The organism is Streptomyces armeniacus, from assembly GCF_003355155.1.
Classification (GTDB): Bacteria; Actinomycetota; Actinomycetes; order Streptomycetales; family Streptomycetaceae; genus Streptomyces; species Streptomyces armeniacus.
The window spans coordinates 7,566,816-7,593,335 of sequence record NZ_CP031320.1 but is presented as its reverse complement, the minus strand read 5'-3'; the positions used below and the strand labels follow the sequence as shown (position 1 = coordinate 7,593,335).

Annotated in this window: 21 protein-coding genes and 3 pseudogenes; 18 read left to right on the top strand and 6 right to left on the bottom strand. The window is 72.0% G+C overall.

Annotated features, from left to right (window positions below):
- Positions 1-162 precede the first annotated feature (162 nt).
- Positions 163-669, top strand: a pseudogene (locus DVA86_RS32970) (NUDIX hydrolase); the annotation flags it as partial.
- A 49-nt stretch (positions 670-718) separates the two neighbouring features.
- On the opposite strand, the gene DVA86_RS32965 reads toward DVA86_RS32970, so the two are convergent.
- Positions 719-1,156 (bottom strand): hypothetical protein, encoded by a 438-nt coding sequence (locus tag DVA86_RS32965; RefSeq protein WP_208883794.1) that lies wholly within the window; start codon positions 1,154-1,156, stop codon positions 719-721.
- A 210-nt stretch (positions 1,157-1,366) separates the two neighbouring features.
- Between DVA86_RS32965 and DVA86_RS32960 the strand changes: the two genes are divergently transcribed.
- Positions 1,367-2,176 (top strand): ArsR/SmtB family transcription factor, encoded by an 810-nt coding sequence (locus tag DVA86_RS32960; protein WP_208883792.1) that lies wholly within the window; start codon positions 1,367-1,369, stop codon positions 2,174-2,176.
- A 12-nt stretch (positions 2,177-2,188) separates the two neighbouring features.
- Here DVA86_RS32960 and DVA86_RS32955 read toward each other — a convergent pair whose 3' ends face one another.
- The 3 genes from DVA86_RS32955 to DVA86_RS32945 all read right to left on the bottom strand — a co-directional run bounded on the left by DVA86_RS32955 (position 2,189) and on the right by DVA86_RS32945 (position 6,104).
- A complete protein-coding gene (locus DVA86_RS32955; RefSeq protein ID WP_208883791.1) occupies positions 2,189-3,352 on the bottom strand; it encodes a zinc metalloprotease in 1,164 nt (387 codons plus the stop codon).
- A gap of 95 nt (positions 3,353-3,447) precedes the next feature.
- Entirely contained in the window at positions 3,448-5,862 is a 2,415-nt protein-coding gene (locus tag DVA86_RS32950; RefSeq protein WP_208883790.1) for a YcaO-like family protein, read from the bottom strand.
- A 53-nt stretch (positions 5,863-5,915) separates the two neighbouring features.
- Complete coding sequence (locus DVA86_RS32945; RefSeq protein ID WP_208883787.1) at positions 5,916-6,104, bottom strand: hypothetical protein; 189 nt, start codon at positions 6,102-6,104, stop codon at positions 5,916-5,918.
- A gap of 302 nt (positions 6,105-6,406) precedes the next feature.
- Here DVA86_RS32945 and DVA86_RS32940 point away from each other — a divergent pair, with 302 nt between their 5' ends.
- The 8 genes and pseudogenes from DVA86_RS32940 (at position 6,407) to DVA86_RS32905 (ending at position 15,907) form a co-directional block, all read left to right on the top strand.
- Entirely contained in the window at positions 6,407-7,273 is an 867-nt protein-coding gene (locus tag DVA86_RS32940) for a TOMM precursor leader peptide-binding protein (RefSeq protein WP_222623393.1), read from the top strand.
- Complete coding sequence (locus tag DVA86_RS32935) at positions 7,263-8,606, top strand: YcaO-like family protein (protein ID WP_208883785.1); 1,344 nt, start codon at positions 7,263-7,265, stop codon at positions 8,604-8,606. Before DVA86_RS32940 ends, DVA86_RS32935 begins: the two co-directional genes overlap by 11 nt.
- A 68-nt stretch (positions 8,607-8,674) precedes the next feature.
- Positions 8,675-9,469, top strand: a complete 795-nt coding sequence (locus tag DVA86_RS32930) for a SagB/ThcOx family dehydrogenase (RefSeq protein ID WP_208883783.1) — start codon at positions 8,675-8,677, stop codon at positions 9,467-9,469.
- A 148-nt stretch (positions 9,470-9,617) separates the two neighbouring features.
- A complete protein-coding gene (locus tag DVA86_RS32925) occupies positions 9,618-10,358 on the top strand; it encodes a nucleoside/nucleotide kinase family protein (RefSeq protein ID WP_245997453.1) in 741 nt (246 codons plus the stop codon).
- A gap of 221 nt (positions 10,359-10,579) precedes the next feature.
- A pseudogene (locus DVA86_RS32920) lies at positions 10,580-11,059 on the top strand (cytochrome P450); the annotation flags it as partial.
- 28 nt (positions 11,060-11,087) lie between these two features.
- Positions 11,088-12,965 (top strand): ABC-F family ATP-binding cassette domain-containing protein, encoded by a 1,878-nt coding sequence (locus DVA86_RS32915; protein WP_208883781.1) that lies wholly within the window; start codon positions 11,088-11,090, stop codon positions 12,963-12,965.
- 317 nt (positions 12,966-13,282) lie between these two features.
- Positions 13,283-15,016 (top strand): outer membrane protein assembly factor BamB family protein, encoded by a 1,734-nt coding sequence (locus tag DVA86_RS32910; RefSeq protein ID WP_208883780.1) that lies wholly within the window; start codon positions 13,283-13,285, stop codon positions 15,014-15,016.
- 207 nt (positions 15,017-15,223) lie between these two features.
- The gene (locus DVA86_RS32905; protein ID WP_208883778.1) at positions 15,224-15,907 is read left to right on the top strand and encodes a response regulator transcription factor; all 684 of its coding nucleotides are present in this window, start codon (positions 15,224-15,226) and stop codon (positions 15,905-15,907) included.
- Positions 15,908-15,988: 81 nt separating this feature from the next.
- Here the strand turns inward: DVA86_RS32905 and DVA86_RS32900 are convergent, their stop codons facing one another.
- Positions 15,989-16,285 carry a hypothetical protein gene (locus DVA86_RS32900; protein ID WP_208885496.1) on the bottom strand — a complete coding sequence of 99 codons (297 nt, stop codon included), beginning with the start codon at positions 16,283-16,285 and terminating at the stop codon, positions 15,989-15,991.
- Between the two features lie 135 nt (positions 16,286-16,420).
- The gene (locus DVA86_RS32895; protein ID WP_208883777.1) at positions 16,421-18,091 is read right to left on the bottom strand and encodes a sodium:solute symporter family protein; all 1,671 of its coding nucleotides are present in this window, start codon (positions 18,089-18,091) and stop codon (positions 16,421-16,423) included.
- 234 nt (positions 18,092-18,325) lie between these two features.
- Between DVA86_RS32895 and galT the strand changes: the two genes are divergently transcribed.
- From galT to DVA86_RS32855, 8 genes and pseudogenes are all read left to right on the top strand, one after another.
- On the top strand, positions 18,326-19,426 hold the full coding sequence (gene galT, locus DVA86_RS32890; RefSeq protein ID WP_208883776.1) for a galactose-1-phosphate uridylyltransferase: 1,101 nt from the start codon (positions 18,326-18,328) through the stop codon (positions 19,424-19,426).
- Positions 19,423-20,496, top strand: a complete 1,074-nt coding sequence (gene galE / locus DVA86_RS32885; protein WP_208883774.1) for a UDP-glucose 4-epimerase GalE — start codon at positions 19,423-19,425, stop codon at positions 20,494-20,496. The genes galT and galE overlap by 4 nt, the downstream gene beginning before the upstream one ends.
- A pseudogene (galK, locus tag DVA86_RS32880) lies at positions 20,493-21,660 on the top strand (galactokinase). The gene galE and the pseudogene galK overlap by 4 nt, the downstream one beginning before the upstream one ends.
- 228 nt (positions 21,661-21,888) lie before the next feature.
- Complete coding sequence (locus DVA86_RS35750; protein ID WP_245997451.1) at positions 21,889-22,524, top strand: TadE/TadG family type IV pilus assembly protein; 636 nt, start codon at positions 21,889-21,891, stop codon at positions 22,522-22,524.
- Positions 22,525-22,527: 3 nt separating this feature from the next.
- Positions 22,528-22,986: a TadE/TadG family type IV pilus assembly protein gene (locus DVA86_RS32870; RefSeq protein ID WP_245997449.1), complete on the top strand. Its 459-nt coding sequence runs from the start codon at positions 22,528-22,530 to the stop codon at positions 22,984-22,986.
- 139 nt (positions 22,987-23,125) lie between these two features.
- The gene (locus DVA86_RS32865; RefSeq protein ID WP_425471013.1) at positions 23,126-24,520 is read left to right on the top strand and encodes a TadA family conjugal transfer-associated ATPase; all 1,395 of its coding nucleotides are present in this window, start codon (positions 23,126-23,128) and stop codon (positions 24,518-24,520) included.
- Between the two features lie 146 nt (positions 24,521-24,666).
- Entirely contained in the window at positions 24,667-25,611 is a 945-nt protein-coding gene (locus DVA86_RS32860) for a type II secretion system F family protein (protein WP_208883772.1), read from the top strand.
- A 14-nt stretch (positions 25,612-25,625) separates the two neighbouring features.
- Entirely contained in the window at positions 25,626-26,516 is an 891-nt protein-coding gene (locus DVA86_RS32855; protein ID WP_208883771.1) for a DUF5936 domain-containing protein, read from the top strand.
- Positions 26,517-26,520 lie beyond the last annotated feature (4 nt).

Sequence of the window (26,520 nt, the reverse complement as noted above, 5' to 3'; positions counted from 1 at the left end):
CCCATGCCTGCGGCGTGGAACGGCGCCGCACCCACCCCTCCAGTGCCGCCCGCTCCTCCTCCGACAGAATCAACTCGGCCTTCGGCCGCCCAATACGCGCCACCAGGCAACCCTACACATCTGAACAGAATTCCCGACTCAGAAGACTAGGCTGGCCGCATGCGAACTCCCAGGCGGGCGGCCCGGATTGCCGTCCTCGACCCCCAGGGCGCGATCTTCCTGTTCCGCTACGACAACGAAGAGGTCGGCGTCCACTGGGCCATGCCGGGCGGCGGCCTGGAGCCGGGCGAGACACCCTAGGAGGGCGCGCGGCGGGAGCTGCGCGAGGAGACGGGTTGGACGGACGTCGAGCCGGGCCCCCTGCTGTGCACCTGGGAGCACGACTACACGCGGGAGGGCGTGCCCGTACGGCAGTGGGAGCACATCTATCTCTCCCACCTGCCGCCGGGACCCCGGCCGGAACCCGTGGGAGACCTGCGGGCCGCGCACGCGGAGGACGGCATTCTGCGCTGGCGCTGGTGGACGCCGCCGGAGCTGGCGCGGTGTCCGGAGCCGCTGTGGCCGCCGCAACTGCCCGCACTGCTGACGCCGTTGCGCGAGGGGCGGGCCGGGGCGCCGCCGGTCCCGGTGGACCTGGGCTACGTGCCCAACGCCCCGGCCGCGGACTGAACCCGTACGACCGAGGCCCGTTTCGGACCGTTCAGGCCGTTCAGGCCGTTCAGCCCGGCAGCGCGGTGGCCACCTGCCCCAGCACGGGCAGCTCCCGCAGCGTGGAGCCGGAGGCCAGGGGGCCGGTGACGGCCTCGGTGCTGACCGTCTGGAAGTCGGCGACCTGGGCGCCGACGGAGTTCGCGAGCGGGTCGACGGCGGTGCCGGCGAGGGGGTAGAGCGGAAGGTCCTTCGCGGGCCCGAGCGACCCCGAAAGGCCCCCCTCCAGCTGCCGCTTCAAGACACCCGAGGGATCCTCCAGGGCGTCCGTCTCGATCGAACCGATCGGCAGCCCCGTCTCCTCCCCGGTGATCCTCGTGTCGGCGGAGGCCATCCCGCTCCCGGCCATCACCGCCGCCCCCGCCGCCGTAACGGTCAGCCCGGCGCGCAGCAACGCACGCGAGCGGCGGGGCTGTTTCGTCCTCGCGTGACGCGGACGGGAGCTCATCGTTCCACCTGCCTAACCTATGGGTGACGGATCAGACACACAGCGTAGTGCATCGAGTGCCCGGCGCCGCACGGAGCCGCCCCACCCGGCCGACGGCTCCCTGGCCGATAGCCGCTGCCCGCCCCGTGACCGCCTTGGCCACCCTCCCGGATTGACAGGCAACCATTTGGTTGCCAATCTGGAGGCGAAAGGCAGAGGCAGAGGTGAGGCATGGACGCCGTATTCAAGGCGCTCGGTGATGCCAGCCGGCGGCGGCTGCTCGACCGGCTCAACGTGCGGAACGGGCAGAGCCTGCGCGAGCTGTGCGAGGGGCTGGACATGACCCGGCAGGCCGTCAGCAAGCACCTGGCGGTGCTGGAGGCGGCGCGGCTGGTCGTCGTCGTACGGCAGGGCCGGGAGAAGCTGCACTACCTCAACCCCGTGCCCATCCACGAGCTGGCCGACCGCTGGATCGGCCAGTACGAGCGCGGGCGGCTCGACGCGCTCTCCGCCCTGAAGCGATCCCTGGAAGGAAGCACCCCCATGAGCAGTGCGAAGTTCGTCTACGTCACCTACATCCAGACCACGCCGGAGAAGCTGTACGAGGCGCTGACCAAGCCGGAGTTCACGAAGGTCTACTTCAGTGACACCGGCCCGCAGTCCACCTGGGAGGTCGGGTCGCCGGTGCGGTGGAAGTCCGATCCGGCCGGGGAGTTCGAGGAGTTGGGGCAGCGGGTGCTGGCGGCCGAGCCCGGCAAGCGGCTGTCGTACACCTGGCACACGCTCCAGCCCATGCACCAGGAGATGCTGGGCATGTCCGACGAGGAGTTCGAGGAGGCCCGCAAGGAGCGTTCGCAGGTGACGTTCGAGATCGAGCCGGCCGAGGAGGCGTCGCTCGGCGTCAAACTGACGATCATCCACGACGGCTTCGACAGCGCCGACAGCAAGATGCTGGCCAGCGTCAGCGGCGGCTGGGTCATGATCCTTTCGGCACTGAAGACGATGCTGGAAGGCGGCAAGACGGTGGCCGAGCAGGAGTAGCGTCCCCCGGGCTCAGGCCAGAGTGGCGTTACGGGCGCGCCGGAGCATGACGGTCCACAGCACGAGGGCGATCCCCGCGCCGAGGCTCCACATGACCGCCTGCGGCAACGCGTCGAAGCCGAGGACGGTGTGGAGCACGAAACGTGAGGCCACGTTCGCGCCGATGCCGACGATGACGAGCGTGTAGACGAACGACACCGCGCCGTACGTCACGAGCACGGCGCTGGTCCGGTCACGTACCGAGAGGCGCCACGGGGCGGTGGTGGCCATCAGGACCAGGGCGCGATCACGGAGGTCGTCCTCACGCAGGAGTTCCGTCAGCACGAAGTAACCGTCGCTGCGGAGCAGGGGGTTGAAGCCCGCCGCGGCGCCCACGAGAGTCGAGAGGAGCAGATACGCGGCGAACGTCTCCACCAGGCCGTCGGACGCGGCGAGGACGGTGACGCCCGAGGCGACCAGCAGGGCGACGTCGACGATCGGGCCGCCGAGATGCACGAGCACGCGCTGCCATCGTCTGCGCAGCAGCCAGATGTCGCTCACGTCGGTGAAGGCGACCGGCTGGAAGTAGTACAGGCCGAAGCCGAGTGCGGCGACGCTCCGCCCGAAGGACAGGCAGAAGAAGGCGTGCCCGAGTTCGTGGACGACGGCGCGGAGCAGGATGGCGGGCCAGACCTGCCACACCTGCGACCAGCTGACGGCTTCCTGGGCCTGCGAGATCATGCTGGTCCACGACAGGAGGCAGGCGGCGGCGCCGGCCACGCACAGCGTCGCCGCCAGTGCGGCGAACCACCGGGGCGGAATCCAGCGACGCACGACGTCGTACACCGTGCCGAGGGCGCGCGGGTCGTGCCAGGTGAACTTGAGGAAGAACACGGACTGGCGGTGCACGTCGCTGTCGTGCCGCTCCTGCTGTGCCTCCGAGCCCTCGAGCAGCCCGCCGCCGCCGAGCTGGTCGGCCAGCCGCCGCACCTGTTCCTCCGTACAGCCGGCCTCGTGCGCGACCTCGCGCACCGAGCGTGAGCCGTCGAGGAGGCGGGTGATGGACCAGGCCGGGGCACCGAGCCGGATGTACGACGGGGGCGTGCCGATGCGTACGTACGCCTGGTCGCCGTCGACCGTCGCCTCGACGGGCTCGGCCAGTTTCGGGCGCTCGGGGGCGAATTCGCGGCTCAGCACCGGGGCTCTCTCTCAGTCGGGGCTCTCCGTACGAGGGCCGGGGGACGGGGGACGTCGGGACGGGTGGACGGGTGGGACGTGGGCGGCGGCGTCCTTCACGGACACGGGTGCGGCAACGGGTTGAGGTCGGACTCCGCGGCGGGCGCGGACCGGTACCCCATGCGTACGGGGACGGAGAACAGCCGGTCGCCGGCCCGCGCCTGGAGCGTCCCGATCGAGAAGGGCTGGAGGCCGGGCACGATCGAGCGCCACACCTCGAGTCCCGTGGCGTCGCGTACGTCGGGTGTGCTGAGGTCGACGGCAACGGGTTCGAGACCGGCCGCCGCCAGGGCGCCCACCAGCCCGTGGCGCTGCGCCGCCGGATCATGCGCGACCTCCGGGTATCCGGCGGCGTACTCCCGGAACGGCCGGCGGACCTCCCTGTCCAGCAGCCAGCCGAGAGAGGCGAGATACGCGCTCGACGCTCCGAGGCTCTTGGCCTGCTCCCGCGCGGTCACCCACTCCGGCGTGGGGACACCGGGGAACGCGCGGGCCGCCTCGGCCATCTCGCCGGTCAGCCAGCATGTGGCGTGCAGCGCCTCGAGTACCGCCTTCTCCAGTGCGTTGGCCGGGTCCGGCCGGGTCGCCATGCCGAACGTCGCCACCGGGCCCGTCCCGTCGTGCCGTTCGAGCATCACGAGCACCGTCGGCACGGCGAGGTCGGTGGCGAAGTCCCAGGCGCGCAGCCGTCCGCCCGCGGCGCGGACGGCCCGGTGAACACGGTCGACCCGCGGGATGCCGGTGTCGCCGAGGCCGATCTCGGGCACGGGGCTCCGGTTGAGGAAGTGGATGAGCAGCGCGTCGGCCTCGACGAGTTCGCAGAGCCCGTGGACCACGCACCGGTCGGCGCTGCGGCCCGCGGCGAGGCCCTTGTTCGAGCCGGGCTGCACCGCGTCCTCGGACGCCGCCGCCGTGTACGCGAGAAAGCTCAGCTGGGCGGGGACGAGCACCGGACGCGCGCGGGTGAGGCTGTGGCCTTCCACCCAGCCGAGGCGGGAGCGGGACGAGGCGGGGCGGAGGTCCCGTCCGGAGTCGCGCAGTTCCGCCGGGGAGAGCGTGGCGAACCGTTCGACCGGGACGGCGTCGGGGAGTTCGTCCGCGGCTCCCCACACGACCCGGCGCGCGGCACCGTGGACCAGAGCGCAGTACCGTTCGACGGCCTCCCCGAGGCAGCGTTGCACCGCGCCGGCCGCCGTCCACGCGCCGCCGAACGCGTCGTACGCCTGCGGCTGCCCGTTCGACGCACTGATCCGCCGGAGGTCCGCCAGGTCCGCCGCGACGGCGTGGAAGCAGTCCGCGGCGACGGCGGGGACTTCGGGCCGTATGGCACGCAGCACCGTTCCCCGGCGGCCGTACAGCTCACCGAGGTCCCGGAGCAGTGCGGCCAGTTCCGGCGCGGGCAGGTCCGACGAGCGCCGGCACCGGTCGGTGATCTGCTCGAGGGAGAGTGCGTCCTCCGGTGCCGCGGCCGGTGGCCGGACCGCGCCGTCCGGCCGGGCGGCGTGGACCGCGGGCGTTTCCGGCGGAGAGAGGGACCGCGGTGGAGACGTCAGCAGGAGGTCGCCGTACGGGCCCCCGGCGAGTGGTGTGCAGGCCGGGCACACGGGCAGGCCGCGGACGCGGGAGAGCCGCACGCGGTCGTGGTGGAGCTCGTACAGCACGGCCCCGCCCGCGGCGGCGGGGGGACCGGCGCGCAGGCCCGCGAGGACGTGCGCCAGGAGCGCCGCGGTGGGAGGCGCGTACACGTTGCCAGGCGCGTACACGGTGCGGTGGCCGTCGTCGCCCCCGCGCCGGGGTGACCGCGCGCCCGCGCGTTCGCGCAGCCGGAGGCATGCGAGGCACAGGCCGTAGCCGGGCCCGGAACAGGAGAGGTCCGAGGTGACGACGGTACGCCCGTGCTCGCGCCAGTAGCAGGCCCAGCGGCCCCCGGTGGTCAGTACGCCGCGGACCGCGGGGTCGTCGTCGCGCTCGACGAGGTGTCTGGGCAGAACGGCGTTGACGGCGCGGCCGTCCGCGCGCCGCGCGAGCTCGGCCGCGTTCCCGGTGACCACGAAGTCCGGGGTACCCGGGCGGTGCCGGAGTTCGGCCGTGAGGTGTTCGGCGAGGGCCGGGTCGTCGGTGACGACGGCGTCCAGGACGGATCCGGGCTCGGTGGCCGCACCGAGTGCCCGCGCGGCGGGGAGCGGGGCGGCGGGCCCGCGCCGCAGGGGGCTCGGTTCCAGCAGCCCCTGCTCCAAGAGCCGTTCGACCAGAGCCTGGACGCGTACGAAGGGCACGCCCGTCAACGCCGCCAGCTCCCCCGGGGTACAGCCGCCGCGGGCAGCGGCGAGGAGCCGGCCGGCGAGCGAAGCGTGCCCGCCGGCCAGCTCGGCCCCGTGGTTCCACCCGCGGACAAGGATGCGGTTGTCCGAGCGTGGGAGCAGCTGCGTTCCCTCAGCCGACTCGACTGCGTCCGGGGTGGCTTGGGGCATGTGACTCACGCACTCACGCACTCACGAGCGAGGGGCCGAGCCGCGCCGCGCTCTCAGCCACGGCCGCCGCACATGGTGCCGCTGAGGGTGCAGCTGCCGGTGGTGGCGCTGCTGCCGCCCTCGGTGTTGTCGAGGGCGAGGCGGGGGCCGAGCTTCTCGATCGTCAGGTCGATGGTGTCCATGGGGTCCGTGTCGACGCTGCTGTCGGGTGCGATGCCGGGGGTCTGCTGCTCCGGTGTCATGTCTTGCCTCCTGAGTAGTTTGAGAAATCGATTTCACAAATCGATTCACGGGACGCTAACGTTCACCCCGAAAGCCGGTCAAGGGCTGGCCCCGGTGCCGACGCAGCAGCCTGACCGGTCTGGGAATCCCCTCCCACCAGCCCGTAAAGGATTGACGGCGTTCCCGCCAACCATGTACGAATCATCGCCATGTCGTACATGGAGACCGAGCCCGTGACGTGGCAGCCACCGTGGATGTGACCTACCTCCTGAGCCCCGGGGCCTCCGTCGAAGAAATCGATTCAACCATCACCGTCCGGCTCGTGACCGGAGACGTCGCCCTGCGCGGAAGGACCGCGGGCCTGGCCCGCCGGGTCCTCTGCGCCGTCGAGCGGCCAAGCTCCGTCGGCGCGGTCGCGCGGGAGGTCGACGCGCCTGCCGAGAAGGTCGCCCGGCTCCTGGCGCGGCTGGAGTCCCAGGGGCTGGTCACGACCCTCGCCGAGCTCGACAAGGGGCCCGGAGCCGACCGCGAGGCGAACGCGGCGCTGCGCCTCTTCGCCGACGAAGGACTGTCCGACGCCGTCACCGCCGACGGCGCGCGGGCCGAGATCGTGTGCCTCGGCGACGAGGAACTCGGCGCGCGGTTCGCGGAGTTGACGAGCGCCAGCCTCGGCGTACGGCTGTCGCGGCGCCCGGTCCTCGACGAAGCGGACGCGCCCGCGCTGAGCGGGGAGGCGCCGTCGTTCGTCGTCTCGCTGGCGCGGGACCGGGACGAGGAGCACCTCAGGCGCCTCGACCGCTGGTCGCGCCGCGCCGGAGTCCCGTACCTGGCCGGGTGGTTCGAAGGCGTCACGGTCGTTCTCACGCACGTCGTCGTCCCCCGGCGCACCGCGTGCTACGACTGCCTGTGCGTACGGGAGCGCGCCGCGGCCCCCGGGCCCGGTGAGTCCGGGGGCACGGAAGCGTCCGCCGGGGGCCCGCCGCTGGCATTCGCTCCGGCGGGGAGACTGGCCGCCGGCGACGGGCTGCTGACCAGCCTGGCGTCCCTGCGGGCGGTCAACGTCTTCGCCGGGCACGCCAACGAGGCGCCCGCCCCCGTACTTCTCCAGCTCAGCTTCACGACCCTGAAACTCACCCGGCACCCGGTCCTGCGGGTGCCCATGTGCGAAAGCTGTGGTCATGCGCAGTGACGTGACGGCGGCCCCGCCCGTCCCCCGTGCGCGTGCCGGGGTCGACACGGCGGCCGTCGTATCGCCACGAACCGGGATCATCCGGCAGCTCGTGCCCTTCGTCTCGGAGCTGCTGCCCCGTACGACGGTGGCCCGGCTCGCCCCGGCCGCACGCCCCGAGGTGCTGCCCGGCGTACCGAAGGACTACGGGGTCACCGGCTTCGGGATCGGCACCTCGCTGGCCGAGGCGCGGTCCGCCGCCGTCGGCGAGACGGTCGAACGCTACGGCTCCCTGGTCGGAGCCGCGCACGCGCGGGTGGAGTGGGGCACGTTCGACGAGTTCGAGGGCGACGCTGTGCACGGCGAGTCGTTCGTGCTGCCACACCCGAAGGAGTCCTCCTGGACCGCCTTCGACGAGAAGGCGCCGCGCGGCTGGGTGGTGGGCCACGACCTGACGGAGGACCGGCGGGTGCTGGTGCCGGCCCAGCTGGCGCTGCCGTCCTACAAGTCGCGCTTCGAAGGGGAGGAACTCGCGCCCTGGACGACCAACGGCCTCGCCGCGCACACGGATCCGTCAGCGGCCGTCCTGGCCGGGCTCCGGGAGATCGAGGAGCGGGACGCGTTCACCATCAGGCACCTGAACCGCTGGACCCCGCCGGAGATCCCGTTCGCGGGGATCTGCGACGACGTCGACGGCTTCGTGGCTTCCGCGCCGCGCTGGCACGCGATGACCGTACGGGCGTGGGATCTCACACTGGATCTCGGGCAACCGGTGGTGCTGGCCGGGGTGCTGACGCGGAGCGACCGGGTGCCGCCGTTCTGCTTCGGGGCGGCGTGCCGGGGGGACTACCCGTCGGCGCTGCGGAAAGCCGTACTCGAGGCATTCCAGATATCCGCGGTGATGAGCCGCCGCGGATACCCGGACAGGGCGGAGCCGGGGCCGATGGAGGACCTGGCGGAGCCCGAGGAGCACATCCGGATGAGCTGCCTGCCCGGCTACCGGGACACGCTGGACTGGCTGCTCGACGACCACGCCGACTGGAACCCGCCGGACACATCGAATACATCGGATACGTCGGACACGTCGGCCGGATGCACGACGCTCGACGCGGCCGTGGACGCGGTCGCCCGCCGGGGGATGCGGGTCATCACCGTCGACCTCACTCCGCCGGACCTGCGTGGACTCGGCTGGCACGTCTGCAAGGTGCTGGTCCCCGGCGCGCAGCCACTGGACTTCGGAGCGTTGCAGTCCCGCACGGGACGGCGCCTCTACGACCTCCCGGTCGAACTCGGGTACCGGCGGGAGCCGGCCCGCGAGGACGAACTCAACCCCGCGCCGCACTTCTTCGCGTAGGCGGGGAAGCGCCGGAGCCCCCACCGCCGGCGCCAATCCCGGCCCGGACTGGAAGGATCACGGAAACGATGCTGGCACAACCGGACGGCTCGCCGGTCTCCGACCCTCGCGCGTACGCGCCGCTGGCGGCGGAGCTGCACGAGAACTCGAAGTTCAGCCGCGACCGGCAGGCCAACTTCGCCGAGCCCGTACAGCGCTTCGAAACCGATCTGGACCGGCTGCGGGGAGGCGGTGACCGCTTCGGGAAGGCGTCCGCCGTCGTACTCGACGACGAACCGCTCCCCCTCGCCCCGCTCGGCGAACTGGCCGCACGGCGCCGCAGCCACCACGGTACGTGGGGCGACACACCGCTGACGCGGCGGTCGTTGGCGACGATCCTGCGTGTGGGCGTCGGTACGACCGGGATGCACCGGCCCGCCCCCTCGGCCGGCGGCCGGTACCCCGTCGAGTGCTTCGTCGCCGTGACGGACGTCGACGGCCTCGACCCCGGCATCTACTACTACGCGCCGCACGCCCTTGAACTCCGCCGCATCGACCCCGACGACCCGGCGGCGGCGCTGCGGAAGTCGTGCATGCAGCCCGAGGACCTCGAGGGCGCCGGCGCGGTGGTCGTCCTCACCGGCGTCTTCTCCCGCTCCACGTCGAAGTACGCCGAACGCGGCTACCGCTTCACGCTCCTGGAAGCAGGCCACATCGGGCAGGGGATCTGCCTGTCCGCCGAGGGCGTGTCGGCGGGGTCCCTGTGCCTGTCGGGCTTCTACGACCACGAACTGGACGGGCTGCTGCGGCTCGACGAACGGGTGGAGAGCGTCGTGCACTCCATCGTCCTGGGCGCGGCCGGGGAGCGCCCGGCCGGCAGCTGAGAGCGCGGCGGTCCGCCCCTCGTCCCGGTCGGGCCCGCCGTGCACGGAAGGAGTTCGCCGGCGCATCGGGCGCGCCGCGTTCGCCGACCGGATGGTCCGGGTACGGGCCCGTGCCAGAGGCCGTACGTATGCCCGACAATGGTCTCTCGTGACCTCCAGCGCCGCCCGCCCTGACTGCGACCGCACCCCGGCCGACCGTACGGCCCCCGCACCCAGCCCCGCGCCCGGACCCGCGCCCGCGCCCGCCGCCGAGCGCGCTCGCGTACGCGCCCGCGCCCGCGTCGTTCTGCTCACCGGGCCGTCCGGCTCCGGCAAGACGCGGCTCGCCGCCCGTGCCGGGCTGCCGGTGCTGCGGCTCGACGACTTCTACAAGGAGGGTGGCGACCCGACCCTCCCGCAGCTCCCGGGCGGCGCCACCGACTGGGACGCGCCGGGCTCGTGGGACGCGGACGCGGCGGTGGCGGCCGTTCGGGAGCTGTGCGAGCACGGGCGGACAACGGTCCCGCTCTACGACATCGCGGCCAGCGCGCGTACGGGCGAGGAGGCGCTCACCCTGGGCGGCGCGCCCCTGTTCGTCGCGGAGGGGATCTTCGCCGCGGACATCGCCGCGCGCTGCGCCGAACTGAGCCTGCTGGCCGACGCGATATGCCTGCGCGGGCGGCCGCTCACCACGTTCCGCCGGCGGCTGCTGCGTGACGTGCGCGAGGGGCGCAAGTCCGTGCCGTTCCTCGTACGCCGCGGCTGGGGGCTGATGCGGTCGGAGGGCGCGATCGTGGCGCGGCACACGACGCTGGGCGCGTATCCGTGCGCGCGGGACGAGGCGTTGGGGCGGATCGCGGGCCTGCACGAACGGGAGCGCGCGGAGGCCGGCGTACGCGGCGGCCACTGACGTACGGGAGGCTGCCGCACGCGGCGGACAGCGCCGTACGGGACGGGCGCTGCCTTACGGACAGGTCGACGTACGGGACGGTTCCGGCCGCCGTACGGAACGTGCGCGCGCACGAGAAAGCGGGCCCTGCCGAACCCCCCGGCCGGCCGGACCCGCTCCTGTCGTCACGCGGCGACTCTACGTGAACGCGGCCTGCCGCCAACCGCGGCCCCGACTCCTTCAGCGACGCCGAGGAACTCGACGTCACACGCTCCGCGCGCCAGCACGTGGGGTTCGGCTTCGGCATCCGCCAGTGCCTCGGCCAGCACCTCGCGCGCGCCACCCTCCGCATCGGCCTGTCGAAGCTCTTCGACCGCGTCCCGACCCTGCGACTCGCGGTCGACCCGTCCGAAGTCCCCCTGCGGGAACGGGCGGCGCACTACGGTTGTTTTTGTAGATTGCACGGACACCGACGAGATCTACTCCTACGCCTTCGTCGGAAGCATCAGATGGGGATAAGAGACAGCCCCCAGCCCGTCCGGCGTCTGAGGACCGCCCTCGGCCACGCCGTGGCGGCACCCGGCACGGCACGGTGCCGATCCCGCCCGTCGGCCCGGCGTGCGACGGGCGGCCCGCGGCGGCCCGTGAACCGCCGCCGCGAGGGCCCCGCCGCGGGCCCGCCAGCGGCCGCGCGGCCGGAGACCCCGCGGCCGGTACCCTGAAAGGCTGATCCCGCGATACAGGAGTGAGATGGCTGTCAATCTCGTCAATCTGGAAGCCGTCGGCAAGGTGTACGGAACCCGTGCGCTGCTCGACGGTCTCTCCCTCGGCGTCAGCGAGGGCGACCGGATCGGTGTCGTCGGGCGGAACGGTGACGGGAAGACCACCCTGATCCGCATCCTCGCCAAGCGGGAGACCGCCGACGAGGGCCGCGTCACCCACGCGGGCGGGCTGCGGCTCGGGGTGCTGACGCAGCACGACTCGCTCGACCCGGAGGCGACCGTACGGCACGAGGTCGTCGGCGACATGGCGGACCACGAGTGGGCAGGCAGCGCCAAGGTGCGGGACGTGCTGACGGGGCTGTTCGGCGGGCTGGACCTGCCCGGTTTCCCGGAGGGCATGGACACGGTGATCGGGCCGCTGTCCGGCGGCGAGCGGCGCCGTATCGCGCTTGCGAAGCTGCTGATCGCCGAGCAGGACCTGATCGTCCTGGACGAGCCGACGAACCACCTCGACGTGGAGGGCATCGCCTGGCTGGCGGGGCATCTGCGGGCGCGGCGTTCGGCGCTGGTCTGCGTGACCCACGACCGCTGGTTCCTGGACCAGGTGTGCACCCGGATGTGGGACGTGCAGGGCGGCACGGTGCACGAGTACGACGGCGGGTACAGCGACTACGTCTTCGCGCGGGCCGAGCGCGAGCGGATCGCGGCGACCGAGGAGGCCAGGCGGCAGAACCTGATGCGCAAGGAGCTCGCGTGGCTGCGCAGGGGCGCCCCGGCCCGTACGAGCAAGCCCCGGTTCCGTATCGAGGCGGCGAACGAGCTGATCGCGGACGTGCCGCCGCCCCGTGACAGCGCGGAGCTGATGCGCTTCGCGGGCTCACGGCTCGGCAAGACCGTGTTCGACCTGGAGGACGTGACGGTCCAGGCGGGCCGCAAGGTGCTGCTGCGGCAGCTGACGTGGCAGCTCGGGCCCGGCGACCGGATCGGCCTGGTCGGCGTGAACGGCGCGGGCAAGACGTCGCTGCTGCGGGCGCTGGAGGAGGCGGCGCGCAGCGAGGGCGAACGGCAGCCGGCGGGCGGCCGTATCAAGGTCGGGCGCACGGTGCGGCTGGCGTACCTCTCGCAGGAGGTCGCCGAACTCGACCCGTCCTGGCGGGTGCTGGAGGCCGTCGAGCAGGTACGTTCCCGGGTCGACCTGGGCAAGGGCCGCGAGATGACCGCCTCGCAGCTGTGCGAGCGCTTCGGTTTCGGCAAGCAGCGGCAGTGGACGCCCGTGGGGGACCTGTCCGGCGGTGAGCGGCGGCGGCTGCAGATCCTGCGGCTGCTGATGGACGAGCCGAACGTGCTGTTCCTGGACGAGCCGACGAACGACCTGGACATCGAGACGCTGACGCAGCTCGAGGACGTGCTGGACGGCTGGCCGGGTTCGCTGGTGGTGATCTCCCACGACCGGTTCTTCCTGGAGCGGACCACGGACCGCGTGCACGCGCTGATGGGCGACGGCACGCTGCGGATGCTGCCGCGGGGCGTGGAGGAGTACCTGGAGCGGCGGGCCAGGATGCGCGCCGCCGACCAGCCTGCCGCGCCCGTGGCGGCACCCGCGGCGGCGGCGCCGCAGGCGGGCGGGTCGGGCGGCGCCACGGGCACGTCCGGGACGTCCGGTACGGCGGGTGGCGGCGAGCGGCCCAAGGGCGCGGGCCTGTCCCGTGCGGCGCAGAAGGAACTCCAGCGCATCGAGCGGCAGCTGGACCGCATCGGCGACAAGGAGAAGCAGCTGCACGCGGACATCGCGGACAACGCGACGGACTTCGCCCGCGTCGCCGAACTGGACGCGCGCCTGCGGGAGCTGACCACGGAGCGCGACAACCTCGAGACGCGCTGGCTGGAACTGGCCGAGGACGGCTGAGCGTTCCGGCGGGGCGCCGGCGAGGACTCGGGCGAGGGCGCAGGCGAGGCGAGGGCTGGGGGTGGGGCACAGGCGGAACACAGGCGCCGTTCCGCCCCGTTTCCCGCTCCGCGGCGCGGAGGGTTCACGTCGCGGGCTGCATTCTGGTAACGACGTCGGCTCCCCTCCGGGAACCGAAGTCCGGTCTGTCGGTGTCCGGTGATACAAAGAACTTCCGCTCACCAGTCAGCAATGGCGGGCCAAATGTCCGATTCGCTCGGCCCTACGGGGGTTTGAGGCGCCGGGCGTCCGGTCTGCCTCATGAACGAGGGAATGTCATGTCGCAGCCGCCTCCGCCGCCCAGTCAGCCGCCGTCGGGCGGCTTCGGCGCGCCGCAGGACCCGCCCCCCGGTCCCCAGGGCGGGCAGAACGGCGGGTACGGATACCCGCAGGACCCCGGTCAGACGCCCGGTTACGGCTACCCGCAGCAGCCACCCGGCCCGCCGCCCGGCGGCGGCTTCGGCGCGCCGACCCCGCCGCCCCCCGGCGGTTACGGGCAGCCGCAGGGCCAACCGCCCTACGGACAGCCGCAGTACGGGCAGGACCCGGGCGGCTATCCGACGACGCCCGGCGGCCCCGGATTCCCCGGCGGCCCGGGTGGCCCCGGCGGACCCGGCGGTGGCAACTCCAAGCTCGCCGTGATCATCGCGGTGGCCGTGGCCGTCGTGCTCATCGCGGGCGGCGCCGTCTTCTTCCTGACGAAGGACGACGACGGCGGCAAGGACGACGAGTCCAAGGGCGACAAGAAGGGCAGCTCCGAGGGCGCCACCGGTGGCGGCGGCGGAGGCGGCGGCGACAAGAAGCCGACGAACCTCAACGCCAAGCTGCTCGCCAAGATGGAGGCCCCCGCGGTCGACGACCAGGTCAGCGTCCCCGGCGCGTGGGTCACCGAAAAGGTCTTCGTGAAGACGTCGGTCGAGAGCGTCGTCGCGCACGACGGCAAGTCCGGCGCCAAGGCGTGGGAGATCCCGCTGTCCGGCTCGGTCTGTGCCGCCTCGCCGCACCAGACGGAGGACAACAAGACGGCGATCGTCACGCAGGAGACGAAGTCCAGCAAGGCCGATTGCAACCAGATGGTCGTGATCGACATGGAGACCGGCAAGAAGGTCTGGCAGGAGACGATGCCGGGCGCCGACACCATCAGCGTCGAGAACGTCACGATCAGCCAGGGCACGGTCGCCTCGGCGTGGATCGGCGGCTCCGTCGGCTTCAAGATCACCGGTGGCAAGCCGATCTGGCAGGCCAAGCCGAGCGGCGACTGCAAGGACGAGGGGTACGCGGGCGGCCCGAAGCTGCTGGCCGTCGTCAAGTGCGGTGACCTGGACAAGCCGGACTTCACGATCCAGGAGCTGGACCCGAAGACCGGCAAGTCCGTCTCGGAGTTCGAGGTGCCGAAGGGCACGGAGACCGTGCGGATCCCGTCCACGGCGCCGCTGGTCCTGGTGGTCGGCGCGGGCGACTCGACGCCGACGGACATCATGACCGTCGCCAACAACAAGCTGGCCGCGAAGATCTCCCTCGGCGGCGACCGCTACAACAACCCGTGCGGGCTGGACGTCGAGTCCTGCTTCGGCATGACGGTCGGCAAGGACGCGGTGTACCTGTCGACGAAGGAGCACGACGACAGCTCGTCGGACTACGGTCAGACGAACGAGGTCATGGCCTTCGACTTCACCACCGGCAAGACCAAGTGGAAGTCGGACGCGGGCGCCAAGCGCACGATCATGCCCATCCAGATGGAGGGCGAGAACGTGATCGGGTACAAGCTGCCGACGTACGACTCCGGTGGTGAGATCGTCGCCATCGAGCCGAAGGCCGGCAAGCAGACGCCGTATCTCAAGCTGCCGAACGACTCGGTGGACGAGGAGCAGGAGCTCGGCCCGAACACGTACGGCCAGGACACCGAGGTCGTGTACGGGAACGGCAAGCTGCTGCTGCCGGAGAAGTACGTGACGGACCGCGCGGGCACGTTCACCAAGGAGCGGCTGCTGGCCGTCGGCTTCGGCGGCTAGCGGACACGGCCGTAGGCGTACGGGCATGCTGTCCCCGCCTCGCCGCCGCACCGCGGTGGCGAGGCGGGGATCGCCGTATTCCGGGCGGCTTCCCGACGTTTGGGCGCAGAACGGCGGGGGAGCGTGTAGCTTCCGTGGGCGAGCGCCCGTGCCCGGGCGGGCTCCAGCCGCGGGGCGGCCCGGCGGGAGCGGGAGTTGGGGGGCTCTATGAGTGTGCGGCTCATGGTGGTGGACGACCACCGTCTGCTCGCCGAGGCGCTGGCCTCGGCACTGAAGCTGCGCGGACACCGCGTGCTCGCGGCCGCCGCGCCGAGCGCCGGGGCCGCCGAACTGGTGCTCAGCCGCGCGCCCGAGGTGTGCCTGCTGGGCACCGCGACGCCCGCGGCGCCGGGCATCTTCGACCCGGTGCTGCGGATAAAGCGGGAGAAGCCGCAGATAGCGGTCGTGGTGCTGGGCCCGGTGCCGAGCCCGCGCGGCATCGCCGCGGCCTTCGCCGCGGGCGCCTCCGGCTACGTACGGAACGACGAGCGCATCGAGGGCGTCGAGCGCGCCATGATGAAGGCACGCGCCGGTGAGGTGGCCGTCGGGCCGCAGCTGCTCCGCGACGCCTTCACCGAACTGCTGAACCCGGCCGCCGAGCCTGACGACGAGGGCCAGCGCCTCCTCCAGATGCTCACGCCGCGCGAGGTCGAGGTGCTCGTACGGGTGGCGGAGGGCGAGGACACCCGGCTGATCGCGGCGGGCATGCGGATCGCGCCGAGCACCGCCCGTACGCACGTGCAGCGGGTGCTGATGAAGCTGGACGTCGGCTCGCGGCTGGAGGCGGCGGCGCTGGCCGCCCGTACGGGCCTGCTGGACCGGGCGACGGGCCCGTACGCGCGGGGCGAGTGACGCGGCCCGGCCGCCACCCGCCCCGTGCGCACACGCCGTACGCGCCGTACACCCCCGGTCCGTACGGCCGCCTGCCCGGCGCTACTTCAGCAGCGGGTCACCGCCCGCGGTGTCCGCCTCCTCCGGTGGCGGCGGCGGGACGGCCGGGCTCAGCCGCAGCCAGACCAGAAAGAAGATGCCGAGCGCGAGCATCCCGAGTCCCGTCCACAGGTTGATGTTGATGTCCTGGGCCTTCTTCAGGTCCTCCTCCGAGGCGAAGATCCCGGCGATGGTCACGATCACGCCGTAGACCACGAAGAGGCCGCCGATGATGCGGCGCACGTCGAAGAGGCGGGCGGCGGTGCTGGACTCGCGTTCCAGCTCCTCCACTTCGTGCATGTACGCCGTCGGGTCGTCCGGGTTGTCCGGGCCGCGGGTGCCGCCCGTACCGCCTGGGCCGCCCGTGCCGTCCGTGCCGCCGGGGTTGTTCTGGTCGTCTCGCTTGTCGTTCATGGTCGTTCAGCCCTTCGCGGATCAGAAGGAGAAGGGGACATAGCAGGCGGCGGCGAGGATGATCGCGCCCCAGCCCAGCAGTGCGGGCTTGCGGTACCAGGCGTCGTCGCCCTCGGCCGGCGGTTCCTCCATGCCGGGGGAGACGGTGCCGTAGACCAGTCCCGCCAGCTGTTCCACCGGTTTCGGCTTGGTCACCAGGGTGACGACGACCATCACCACGGAGCCCACGACGAAGGCGACGATGGAGGACACGAAGTTGGCGCCCTGGTCGCTGGGGATGTCGATGACGCCTTCCTTGTAGAACCAGAAGTAGTTGATCATCGCGGCCACGGTGCCCGACAGCAGCCCCCAGAAACCGGCTGCCGGAGTCGTCCGCTTCCAGAACATCCCGATGATGAAGACCACGAACAGCGGCACGTTGAAGAAGGAGAACAGGGTCTGGAGGTAGTTCATGATGTTGCTGAACGTGGACGCGATGAACGCGGTCCCCATCCCGATCAGCACGCCGATCACGGTGACCACGCGGGCCGTCAGCACGTAGTGCGCGTCGGGCTGGTCCTTCTTCACGTACGGCGCCCAGATGTCGTTCGTGAACACGGTGTTGAACGACGAGATGTTCGCCGCCATGCCCGCCATGAACGCCGCCAGCAGACCGGTGACGGCGACGCCCAGCACACCGTTCGGCAGCAGGTCCCGCATCAGCACCGGGATGGCGTCGTTGTACTGGAGTCCGTCCTCCTTGGTGCCGATCGTCGGCTCCATCACGAGCGCGATCAGCCCGGGGACGACGACCACCATCGGAATCATGATCTTCGGGAACGCGGCGATCAGCGGTGTCCGCTTGCCCGCCGACAGGTTCTTCGCGGACAGCGCGCGCTGCACCTCCGCGAAGTTGGTCGTCCAGTAGCCGAAGCTCATCACGAAGCCGAGACCGAGCACGATGGTCAGCCAGTTGGCGCCCAGCGGGTTGGCCGAGCCGATGCCCGTGCCGTCCCAGGCGGTCATGAACGCCTCGCTCTTGGAGTCCGTGAGCGAGTCGCTGAGGCCGCCCCAGCCGCCGACGCGCTTGAGCCCGACGACGGTCAGCGGGATCAGCGCGGCGAGGATGACGAAGAACTGGAGCACCTCGTTGTAGATCGCCGAGGAGAGGCCGCCGAGCGTGATGTACGCGAGCACGAAGAAGCCCGCGACGACGATCGCGACCCACTGCGGCCAGCCCAGCAGGGCCTCCAGGACGATCGCCATGGCGTACAGGTTCACGCCGGCGATCAGGACCGCGGAGACCGCGAAGATCACGGAGCTCAGCAGGTGCGACGACGGCCCGAAGCGGTGCAGCAGGAACTCCGGTACGGAGCGGACCTTCGAGCCGTAGTAGAACGGCATCATCACCAGGCCGAGGAAGACCATGGCCGGGATCGCGCCCACCCAGTACCAGTGGACGGTGTAGACGCCGTACTGTGCGCCGTTGGCCGCCATGCCGAGGATCTCGGTGGCCCCGAGGTTGGCGGCGACGAACGCGAGGCCGGTGATCCACGCGGGGAGCGACCGGCCGGAGAGAAAGAAGTCGAGACTCGTCTTCACGCTGCGGCGCGCCGCGAAGCCGATCCCGAGGACGACGACGAAGTAGATGGCCAGAAGTGTGTAATCAAGTGCGTTGGTGTGGAGCCGAAGCCCTTCGGCGAGGTTGGTCATACGGTCACTCGCTTCATAGTTCAGAGGGAACGGACGTGAAGGTACTCGTTTGCCATCACTTTCTGAAGAGAGAAGTTGCTGGGTTTTGTTTGGTTGTGAGGGAGATCGGGCGTTACGGTGGAGCGATTGTGCGCGATGTCGCTTTTGCTGGCTAAGTCAACGCGCGCTTGACCTCCCTGTTGAGTTGTGCTTCATTATGTTGACTTCTGTTTGGTGGTTGGGTGAGGAGCGTCCGTGAAGAAGACCTCGAACCGGCTCGCCGACGGCCGCGAGATCGTCTACTACGACGCGAGTGACGACGCCGTACGCGAGGCCGCCGACCAGCGCCCGCTCGAGCCCACGGCGACGGCCTCGGAGATCCGCTACGACCCGCTGCTCGCCGAGTGGACCGCCGTCACCGCGCACCGCCAGGCCCGCACGTACCACCCGCCCGCCGACGAGTGCCCCCTGTGCCCCTCTCGGGACGGGCGCCTCAGCGAGATCCCCGAACCCGACTACGACGTCGCCGTGTTCGAGAACCGCTTCCCCTCCTTCACCGGCGGCCCCGGCCCCGAGACCGCCGGCGGGCCCCACGGACTGTTCGCCTCCGCGCCCGGCGCGGGCCGCTGCGAGGTCGTCTGCTTCACCTCCGACCACACCGCCTCGTTCGCGGACCTCACCGAGCCGCAGGCCCGCCTCGTCCTCGACGTGTGGACCGACCGCACGGCCGAGCTGTCCCAACTGGCCGGTGTGGAGCAGGTGTTCTGCTTCGAGAACAGAGGCCGCGAGATCGGCGTCACCCTCGGGCACCCGCACGGCCAGATCTACGCCTATCCGTTCACCACCCCGCGCACCGAGCGCATGCTGCGTACGGCCGCCGCGCACCGGGACCGTACGGGCGGCCGCAACCTCTTCGACGACGTCCTCGACGCCGAACTGGCAGACGGGCAGCGCGTCGTGCTCGAGGGCGAGCACTGGGTGGCGTTCGTGCCGCACGCCGCGCACTGGCCGTACGAGGTGCACCTCTACCCGCGCCGCCGCGTGCCGGACCTGCTCGGGCTGGAGGAGGAGCAGCGGGCGGAGTTCCCCCGCATCTACCTCGAGGTGCTGCGCCGCTTCGACCGGATCTTCGGACCGGGTGAGCCCCCGACGCCGTACATCGCCGCCTGGCACCAGGTCACGGGCGCCGTGCCGGAGCGCCGCGAGTTCGCGCTCCACCTTGAGCTTTTCACCATTCGCCGCACTTCCGGCAAGCTGAAGTTCCTCGCGGGTTCCGAGTCCGGCATGAACGTGTTCATCAACGACGTGCCGCCGGAAGCCGCGGCCGAGCGACTGCGAGAGGTAGCGAGCGAGTGAGTACAACCGGGAACGGGACCAGCACGGGACCGGCCGCCGTACGGCCGCGCAAGTATCTGGTGACGGGCGGCGCGGGATACGTCGGCAGCGTCGTCGCGGCGCATCTGCTGGAGGCCGGGCACGCGGTCACCGTGCTCGACGACCTCTCCACCGGCTTCCGCGCCGGGGTCCCGGAGGGCGCCGAGTTCATCGAGGGCCGCATCCAGGAGGCGGGCCGCCGGCTGGACTCCTCGTACGACGGGGTGCTCCACTTCGCGGCCTGCTCGCAGGTCGGCGAGTCGGTCGCGGACCCCGACAAGTACTGGCGCAACAACGTCGGCGGCACCATCGAACTCCTCGGCGCCATGCGCGACGCCGGCGTCCGCAGGCTTGTGTTCTCCTCCACTGCCGCGACGTACGGCGAGCCCGTCAGCGAACTCGTCACCGAGACCGACCCGACCGCGCCGACCAGCCCGTACGGCGCGACGAAGCTCGCCGTCGACCACATGATCACGGGCGAGTGCCGGGCGCACGGCCTGGCCGCCGCCTCGCTGCGCTACTTCAACGTCGCGGGCGCGCACTTCACCGGTACGGAGCCCGGCTCCGGCGCGGCGTACGGCGAGCGGCACGACCCCGAGTCGCACCTCATCCCGCTGGTCCTCCAGGTCGCCCTCGGCACCCGCGAGGCGATCTCCGTCTACGGCGACGACTACCCCACGCCGGACGGCACCTGCGTACGCGACTACATCCACGTCGCCGACCTCGCCGACGCGCATCTGCTGGCGCTGGACGCGGCGGTCGAGAGCGAACATCTCATCTGCAACCTCGGCAACGGCAACGGCTTCTCCGTACGCGAGGTCATCGAGACCGTGCGCAAGGTCACCGGCCACCCGGTGCCCGAGATCACGGCGCCGCGGCGCGGCGGTGACCCGGCCGTACTGGTCGCCTCCGCCGACCGGGCCAGGCGCCTTCTGGGCTGGACGCCCCGGCGGGCGGACCTGGCGGAGATCGTCGAGGACGCGTGGGCGTTCGCACGGCGCGAGCACGGGGCAGCAGGCGCAGACGGGAAACAGGGAGGAACAGGCGAATGACCTTTCGCGAGGTGTACGGGAGCGAACCGGACGGCGTATGGGCCGCGCCAGGACGCGTCAACCTGATCGTTCGTGCTGCCGCTCGCGCTGCCGCACACCACACGCGTCCACGCCGCCCGCCGTGACGACGGCGTGCTCCGGCTGCACTCCGCCGACAGCGCGCCGCACACGGGCGACGGCGTCGTACAGCTCCGCGTCGACGAACTCGCCCCCGCGGGCAGCACCGGCTGGGCCGCCTACCCGGCCGGCGTCGTCTGGTCCCTGCGCGAGGCCGGTCTGCCCGTCGGCGGCGCCGACCTGCACTTCGAGAGCACCGTGCCGACCGGCGCGGGGCTCTCCTCGTCGGCGGCGCTGGAAGTCTCCACCGCCCTCGCCCTGAACGACCTGCATGGCCTCGGCCAGTCCCCGGCGCGGCTGGCCCGGCTGTGCCAGCGGGCCGAGAACGACTTCGTCGGCGTCCCCTGCGGGATCATGGACCAGATGGCCTCCGCCTGCTGCACCGAGGGCCACGCCCTGTTCCTGGACGCCCGCGACCTCACCCAGCGGCAGGTGCCGCTCGACCTGGCGGCGGAGGGCCTGAAACTGCTCGTCGTCGACACGCGTGTGAAGCACGAACTCGGCGAGGGCGAGTACGCGAAGCGCCGCGCGGGCTGCGAGGAGGGCGCACGCCGGCTCGGCGTCAGCGCGCTGCGGGACGTCCCGTACGAGGAGCTGGACGGCGCGCTGGAACGGCTCGCCGACGACACCGTACGGGGGCTGGTGCGGCACATCGTCACGGAGAACCGCCGCGTCGAGGACGTCATCCGGCTGCTGGACGCGGGGGACACCCGCGGCATCGGCCCGGTGCTCACGGAGGGACACGCGTCCGTACGGGACGACTTCCGCATCTCGTGCGACGAGCTCGACCTCGTGGTGGAGACGGCGAACGCGGCGGGCGCGCTGGGCGCGCGCATGACCGGCGGCGGGTTCGGCGGGTCGGCGATCGTCCTGCTGGAGGACGGGCTGACGGACAAGGTGACGGAGGCGGTCGAGGCGGCGTTCGCCGCCGAGGGCTACCGCCCGCCCCGCGTCTTCCCGGCCCTCCCGGGCCGCGGAGCCCACCCGGAACCCGTCTCTTATACACATCTTTGTGAGTGTCCGGCGTCTGCCGAGATCGTCACCTAGGCCTTCTTCGGCGGCGTCAGAGTTGTATAGGGGACAGGTTCCGGGCAGGGCACGGACACCCTCGGCAGCGGCGCCCAGCCGGCCGCGCTGCCGCCCGGCGCCTCCTCCGGTTCGGGCTCCGCTTCGGGCGCCGGTTCGGGTTCGGTTTCGGGACGGCAGCAGCGCGGGGGCTCCGACCGGGGCGCGGTGCGCCTGTGGGGCAAACGGAACTGGGACGACCGGGGTTCGGTGACCCTGCCGGGGCTCCCGGCACAGTCGGGCGGACGGCGCGGCGGACGCACCCGTACGGGCACGGGCGGGCGTACGGACGCGGGCTCACCTACGGACGCGGGCTCACGTACGGACGCGGGCTCACGTACGGACGCGGGCTCACGTACGGACGCCGGTGTCCGCCGCCGCCTCTACGCCGCCTGCGCCCTGCCCGCGGCCCGGCTGCGGGCACGCGCCTGGCGGCTCGTCCGCGGCCGACGTCGTGACGAACAGGGCGAACAGGGCGAACGGGGCGCGCTCACCGTTGAGTTCGCCGGGATGGCACCGATCATCCTCGTCGTGCTGGCGCTGCTGTGGCAGTGCGTCCTGATCGGCTACACCTTCACCCTCGCGGGCAACGCCGCCGACGAGGGCGCCCGCGCCGCCGCCTCGGCAGCGGCGTACGGCGACCCGGCGTCGGCCTGCGAGTCGGCCGCCCGGGAACACCTCCCGAGCGCCTGGAACTCCAACGCGTCCGTCAGCTGCTACCAGTCGGGGAACGTCTGGAAGGCCGACGTGGACCTGGCCACCCCGGTCCTGTTCCCCGGCGCGGCCAACCTCCCGTTCACCGTCCACGGCAGCGCGGGCGCGGCACTCGAAGCGGAAGCGGAGTGACCCATGCCGATGCCGAAGCGCAGGACGAAGGGGCGCGAGCCGCCCGCGGCGGCCCGTACGCGCCCGCCGCGGCCCGGGTCGTGGCTGCGGCTGCGGACGCGCGCCCTCCGGCGGTCGCGCGAACGGGGCGCGTCCAGCATCGAGTTCACCGGGATGCTCCCGCTCCTGCTGCTCGTCGGCCTCGCCGCGATCCAGCTCGGGCTGGCGGGCTACGCCGTCCAGCAGGCCGGTACGGGCGCGCGCGCCGGGGCCCGTACGGCGAGCCACGAGGACCGTTCCGGCGAGTGCGCCGGCGCGGGCAAGTCCGCGATGAGCGGCTGGACCGCCGACCGCTCGTCGTTCGACTGCGCCCGCGACGACGAGGAGGCGACCGTCACCACCAAGGTCACCATCCCGTCGATCATCCCCGGAATCGACAGCTTCGGTGCCGCCAGCCGCACCGTGACCATGCCCAGCGACTGAGCCGTGACCGCCGACCAACAGATGCCCGCCACGTGAGACCTGAGCGGACAGGAGGCACACCGTGAGCCTGCGTTCCCGCCTGACCGGCCCCGACGGTGACCCCCGGGGCACCGGCTCGGGCATCGGCACCCGCACCGGCATCGGCCGCACGTCCGGCGGCCAGGGCCCGGACCCGGATTCCGGCACGGGTTCCGGTTCCGGCCCCGGCGGTGGCCGTACGGGCTCCGGCGCCACCGCCGTCCCCGACAGCACCAGCCATCTCGTGTCGGCGTACCGCGCGAAGCTGCTCGAGGAGATCGACCTCGCCGAGATGTCGGCGCTGTCGCCCGCCGAGCGCCGCGCCCGGCTCGAACGCGTCCTCGGGCACATCATCAGCCGCGAGGGCCCCGTGCTGGCCACGGACGACCGCGCGCTGCTGATCCGCCGCGTCGTGGACGAGGCGCTCGGGCTCGGCGTGCTCGAACCGCTCCTCGAGGACACCACCATCACCGAGATCATGGTCAACGGCCCCGACCAGGTCTTCGTCGAACGCGCCGGACGCGTCGAGCGCGTCCCCGTCAGCTTCGCCTCGCACGAGCAGCTCATGCAGACCATCGAACGGATCGTCTCCACCGTGAACCGCCGCGTGGACGAGTCGAACCCGATGGTCGACGCGCGGCTGCCCACCGGCGAGCGCGTCAACGTCATCATCCCGCCGCTCTCGCTGACCGGCGCCACGCTGACGATCCGCCGCTTCCCGCGCGCGTACAAGCTGGACGAGCTGATCGAACTCGGCACGCTGGACGAGCAGATGCTGCTGCTCCTGTCCTCGTTCATCCGCGCCCGGTTCAACGTGATCGTCTCCGGCGGCACAGGCTCCGGCAAGACCACGCTGCTCAACGCGCTCTCCGCGCTGATCCCCGAGGCGGAACGCATCATCACCGTCGAGGACGCCGCCGAGCTCCAGCTCCAGCAGCAGCACGTCATCCGGCTGGAGACGCGCCCGCCGAACGTCGAGGGCCGGGGCCGCATCACCGTACGGGACCTCGTACGCAACTCGCTGCGCATGCGGCCCGACCGCATCATCGTCGGCGAGGTGCGCGGCGGCGAGACGCTCGACATGCTCCAGGCCATGTCCACCGGCCACGACGGCTCCCTCGCGACCGTGCACGCAAACAGCGCCGAGGACGCCCTGATGCGGCTCCAGACGCTGGCGTCGATGTCCGAGGTGGAGGTGCCGTTCGCGGCGCTCCAGGACCAGATCAACTCCGCGGTGGACGTGATCGTGCAGCTCGCCCGGCTGGCGGACGGCTCCCGGAAGATCGTCGAGATCTGCCTGCTGGCCTCGCACGGCCGGGAGACGTTCCAGATCGTGCCCGTCTGCCGCTTCGACGCGCGCCCGATGTCGCCCGACGGGCGGGTGCACGGCGCGTTCGCGCACATGCCGCTGCCGCGCCGTACGGCCGCCCGGCTCGCCATGTCGGGCGAGTCCGTGCCGCCGGCGTTCGGGGTGGCCGCGCTCGACTCGCAGCTGACGACGCGGCAGGCCGTATAGCCGGACCCGCCCGCCTCGCGACGACGCCACCTGCCGTCACCGCCGTCACGCCGCCAAGGCCCGTCCCGCCGTCACGCCGCCCAGGCCCGTCACCGCCGTCCCGCCGTCACCGCCCCGCGCCACCGCCCCGACCAAGGACCCGACCCATGGACAGAATCGCCCTGATCACCCTCGGCGGCACGCTCCTCGCGGGCGCGCTCGCCGTCGCGGGCGTGCAGGCGTTCGCCTCCGGACGCGCACAGCGCGAAGCCCTCATCGACCGGCTCTCGACCACCGGCGAGGGCTTCGAGCTGCCCGCCGGCCGCCGCCGCCACTTCACCGCGGTGGACCGCAGGCTGCGCCGTACGCGGCTGGGCCGCCGCATCCAGCTCAAGCTCGCGGCGACCGGACTGGACCTCAGCCCCGGCGAGTTCTTCGTGTACGTGCTGGCGGCGGCGGCCGGGCTGTGGTTCGTCGCGGCCTCGCTCCTCGCGCCGTTCTTCGGGCCGATCGCCGGGTTCCTCGGCCTGTTCGCGGCCAACGCGTTCCTCAACTGGCAGCGCCAGAAGCGGATCGAGGCGTTCATCGGCCAGCTGCCCGAGCTGTCCCGCATCCTCGCCAACGCCACGTCGGCCGGTCTCGCGCTGCGCACCGCCCTCAGCATGGCCGCGGAGGAGCTGGAGGCACCGGCCGGCGACGAACTGACCGTCGTCACCAACCAGCTGGCCGTCGGCCGCTCCATCGACGACGCCCTCGGTGAGCTGGCCGAACGCCTCCCCTCGCGCGAACTCGTCGTCCTCGTCACCACCCTGGTCCTCTCCAACCGGGCCGGCGGCACCATCGTCAGCTCGCTGCGCAACCTCACCACCACCCTGGAGGAGCGCAAGGAGACCCGGCGCGAGGTCCGTACGATGCTCGCCGAGGTCAACGCCACCGCGTACACCATCCCCATCCTCGGCGTCGGCGCCATGCTGATGATGAACTCCATGTCACCGGGCGCCCTGGACAAGGTGACCGGCTCGCCGGTCGGGCAGATCGCGATGCTCGTCGCCGTCGGGCTGTTCGCAATCGGGTTCGCCGTCATCCGCCGGCTGGGCAAGATCGAGGTCTGAGGAGGTACGCCCGCATGGTTCCGCTCCTGCTCGGCCTGCTCGCCGCCGCTGCCGCGCTCGGTGTCCTCACCGGCGTACGGATGTACCGCGCCGAGACCCGGCTCCCCGCCGACCTCAGCCTCGCCCTCGAGATGGGCGCCAGCCGCGCCCGTACGCACGAACAGGCCATCGACCGGCTCGGCATGCGCTTCGCGCCCGCCGTGCTCCGGCTGATGGGCCCGAAGCTGATGGAGAAGAAGCGCCGCAAGATCGACCAGGCGGGCAACCCCGGCGGCCTCACCCTCGACCGGTACGCCGCCCGGCGCGCCGTCTACGGGCTGTTCGGCGCCGTCATGGGCCTGGTCGGGCTGGCCGCGGGCAGCCTCCTGTTCACCGCGCTGACCCTCGCGTTCGGCTGGATCGCCGCCGACCTCGCGCTCAACCAGGCCATCCGCGACCGCAAGCGCGTCATCGAACGCACCCTGCCCGACTTCCTGGACGTCCTCGCCGTCGTCGTCTCCGCCGGACTCGGCTTCCGGCAGGCGCTGGAGCGTGTCGCGGAACGCTACGAGGGCCCCTGGGCCGACGAACTCCGCATCACGCTGCGACAGATGGACATGGGTGTCAGCCGTCGCGAGGCGTTCACCCAGCTGCGCAAGCGGAACGCGTCCGAACAGGTCGACCAGTTCGTCACCGCGCTCCAGCAGGGCGAGGAGCTGGGCGCGCCCATCGCCGACACCCTTGTGCAGATCGCCACCGACATGCGCCGTACGGACGCGCAGAACGCCCGCCGCAAGGCCGCCAAGACCGTGCCCAAGGCGACCATCACCACCATCGCGTTCCTGCTGCCCGGCACGCTGATCCTGATCGTGGCGACGTTCATCCTGGGCTCGGACACCGACTTCGGCTCGATCCTGGACGGGTAGGTGA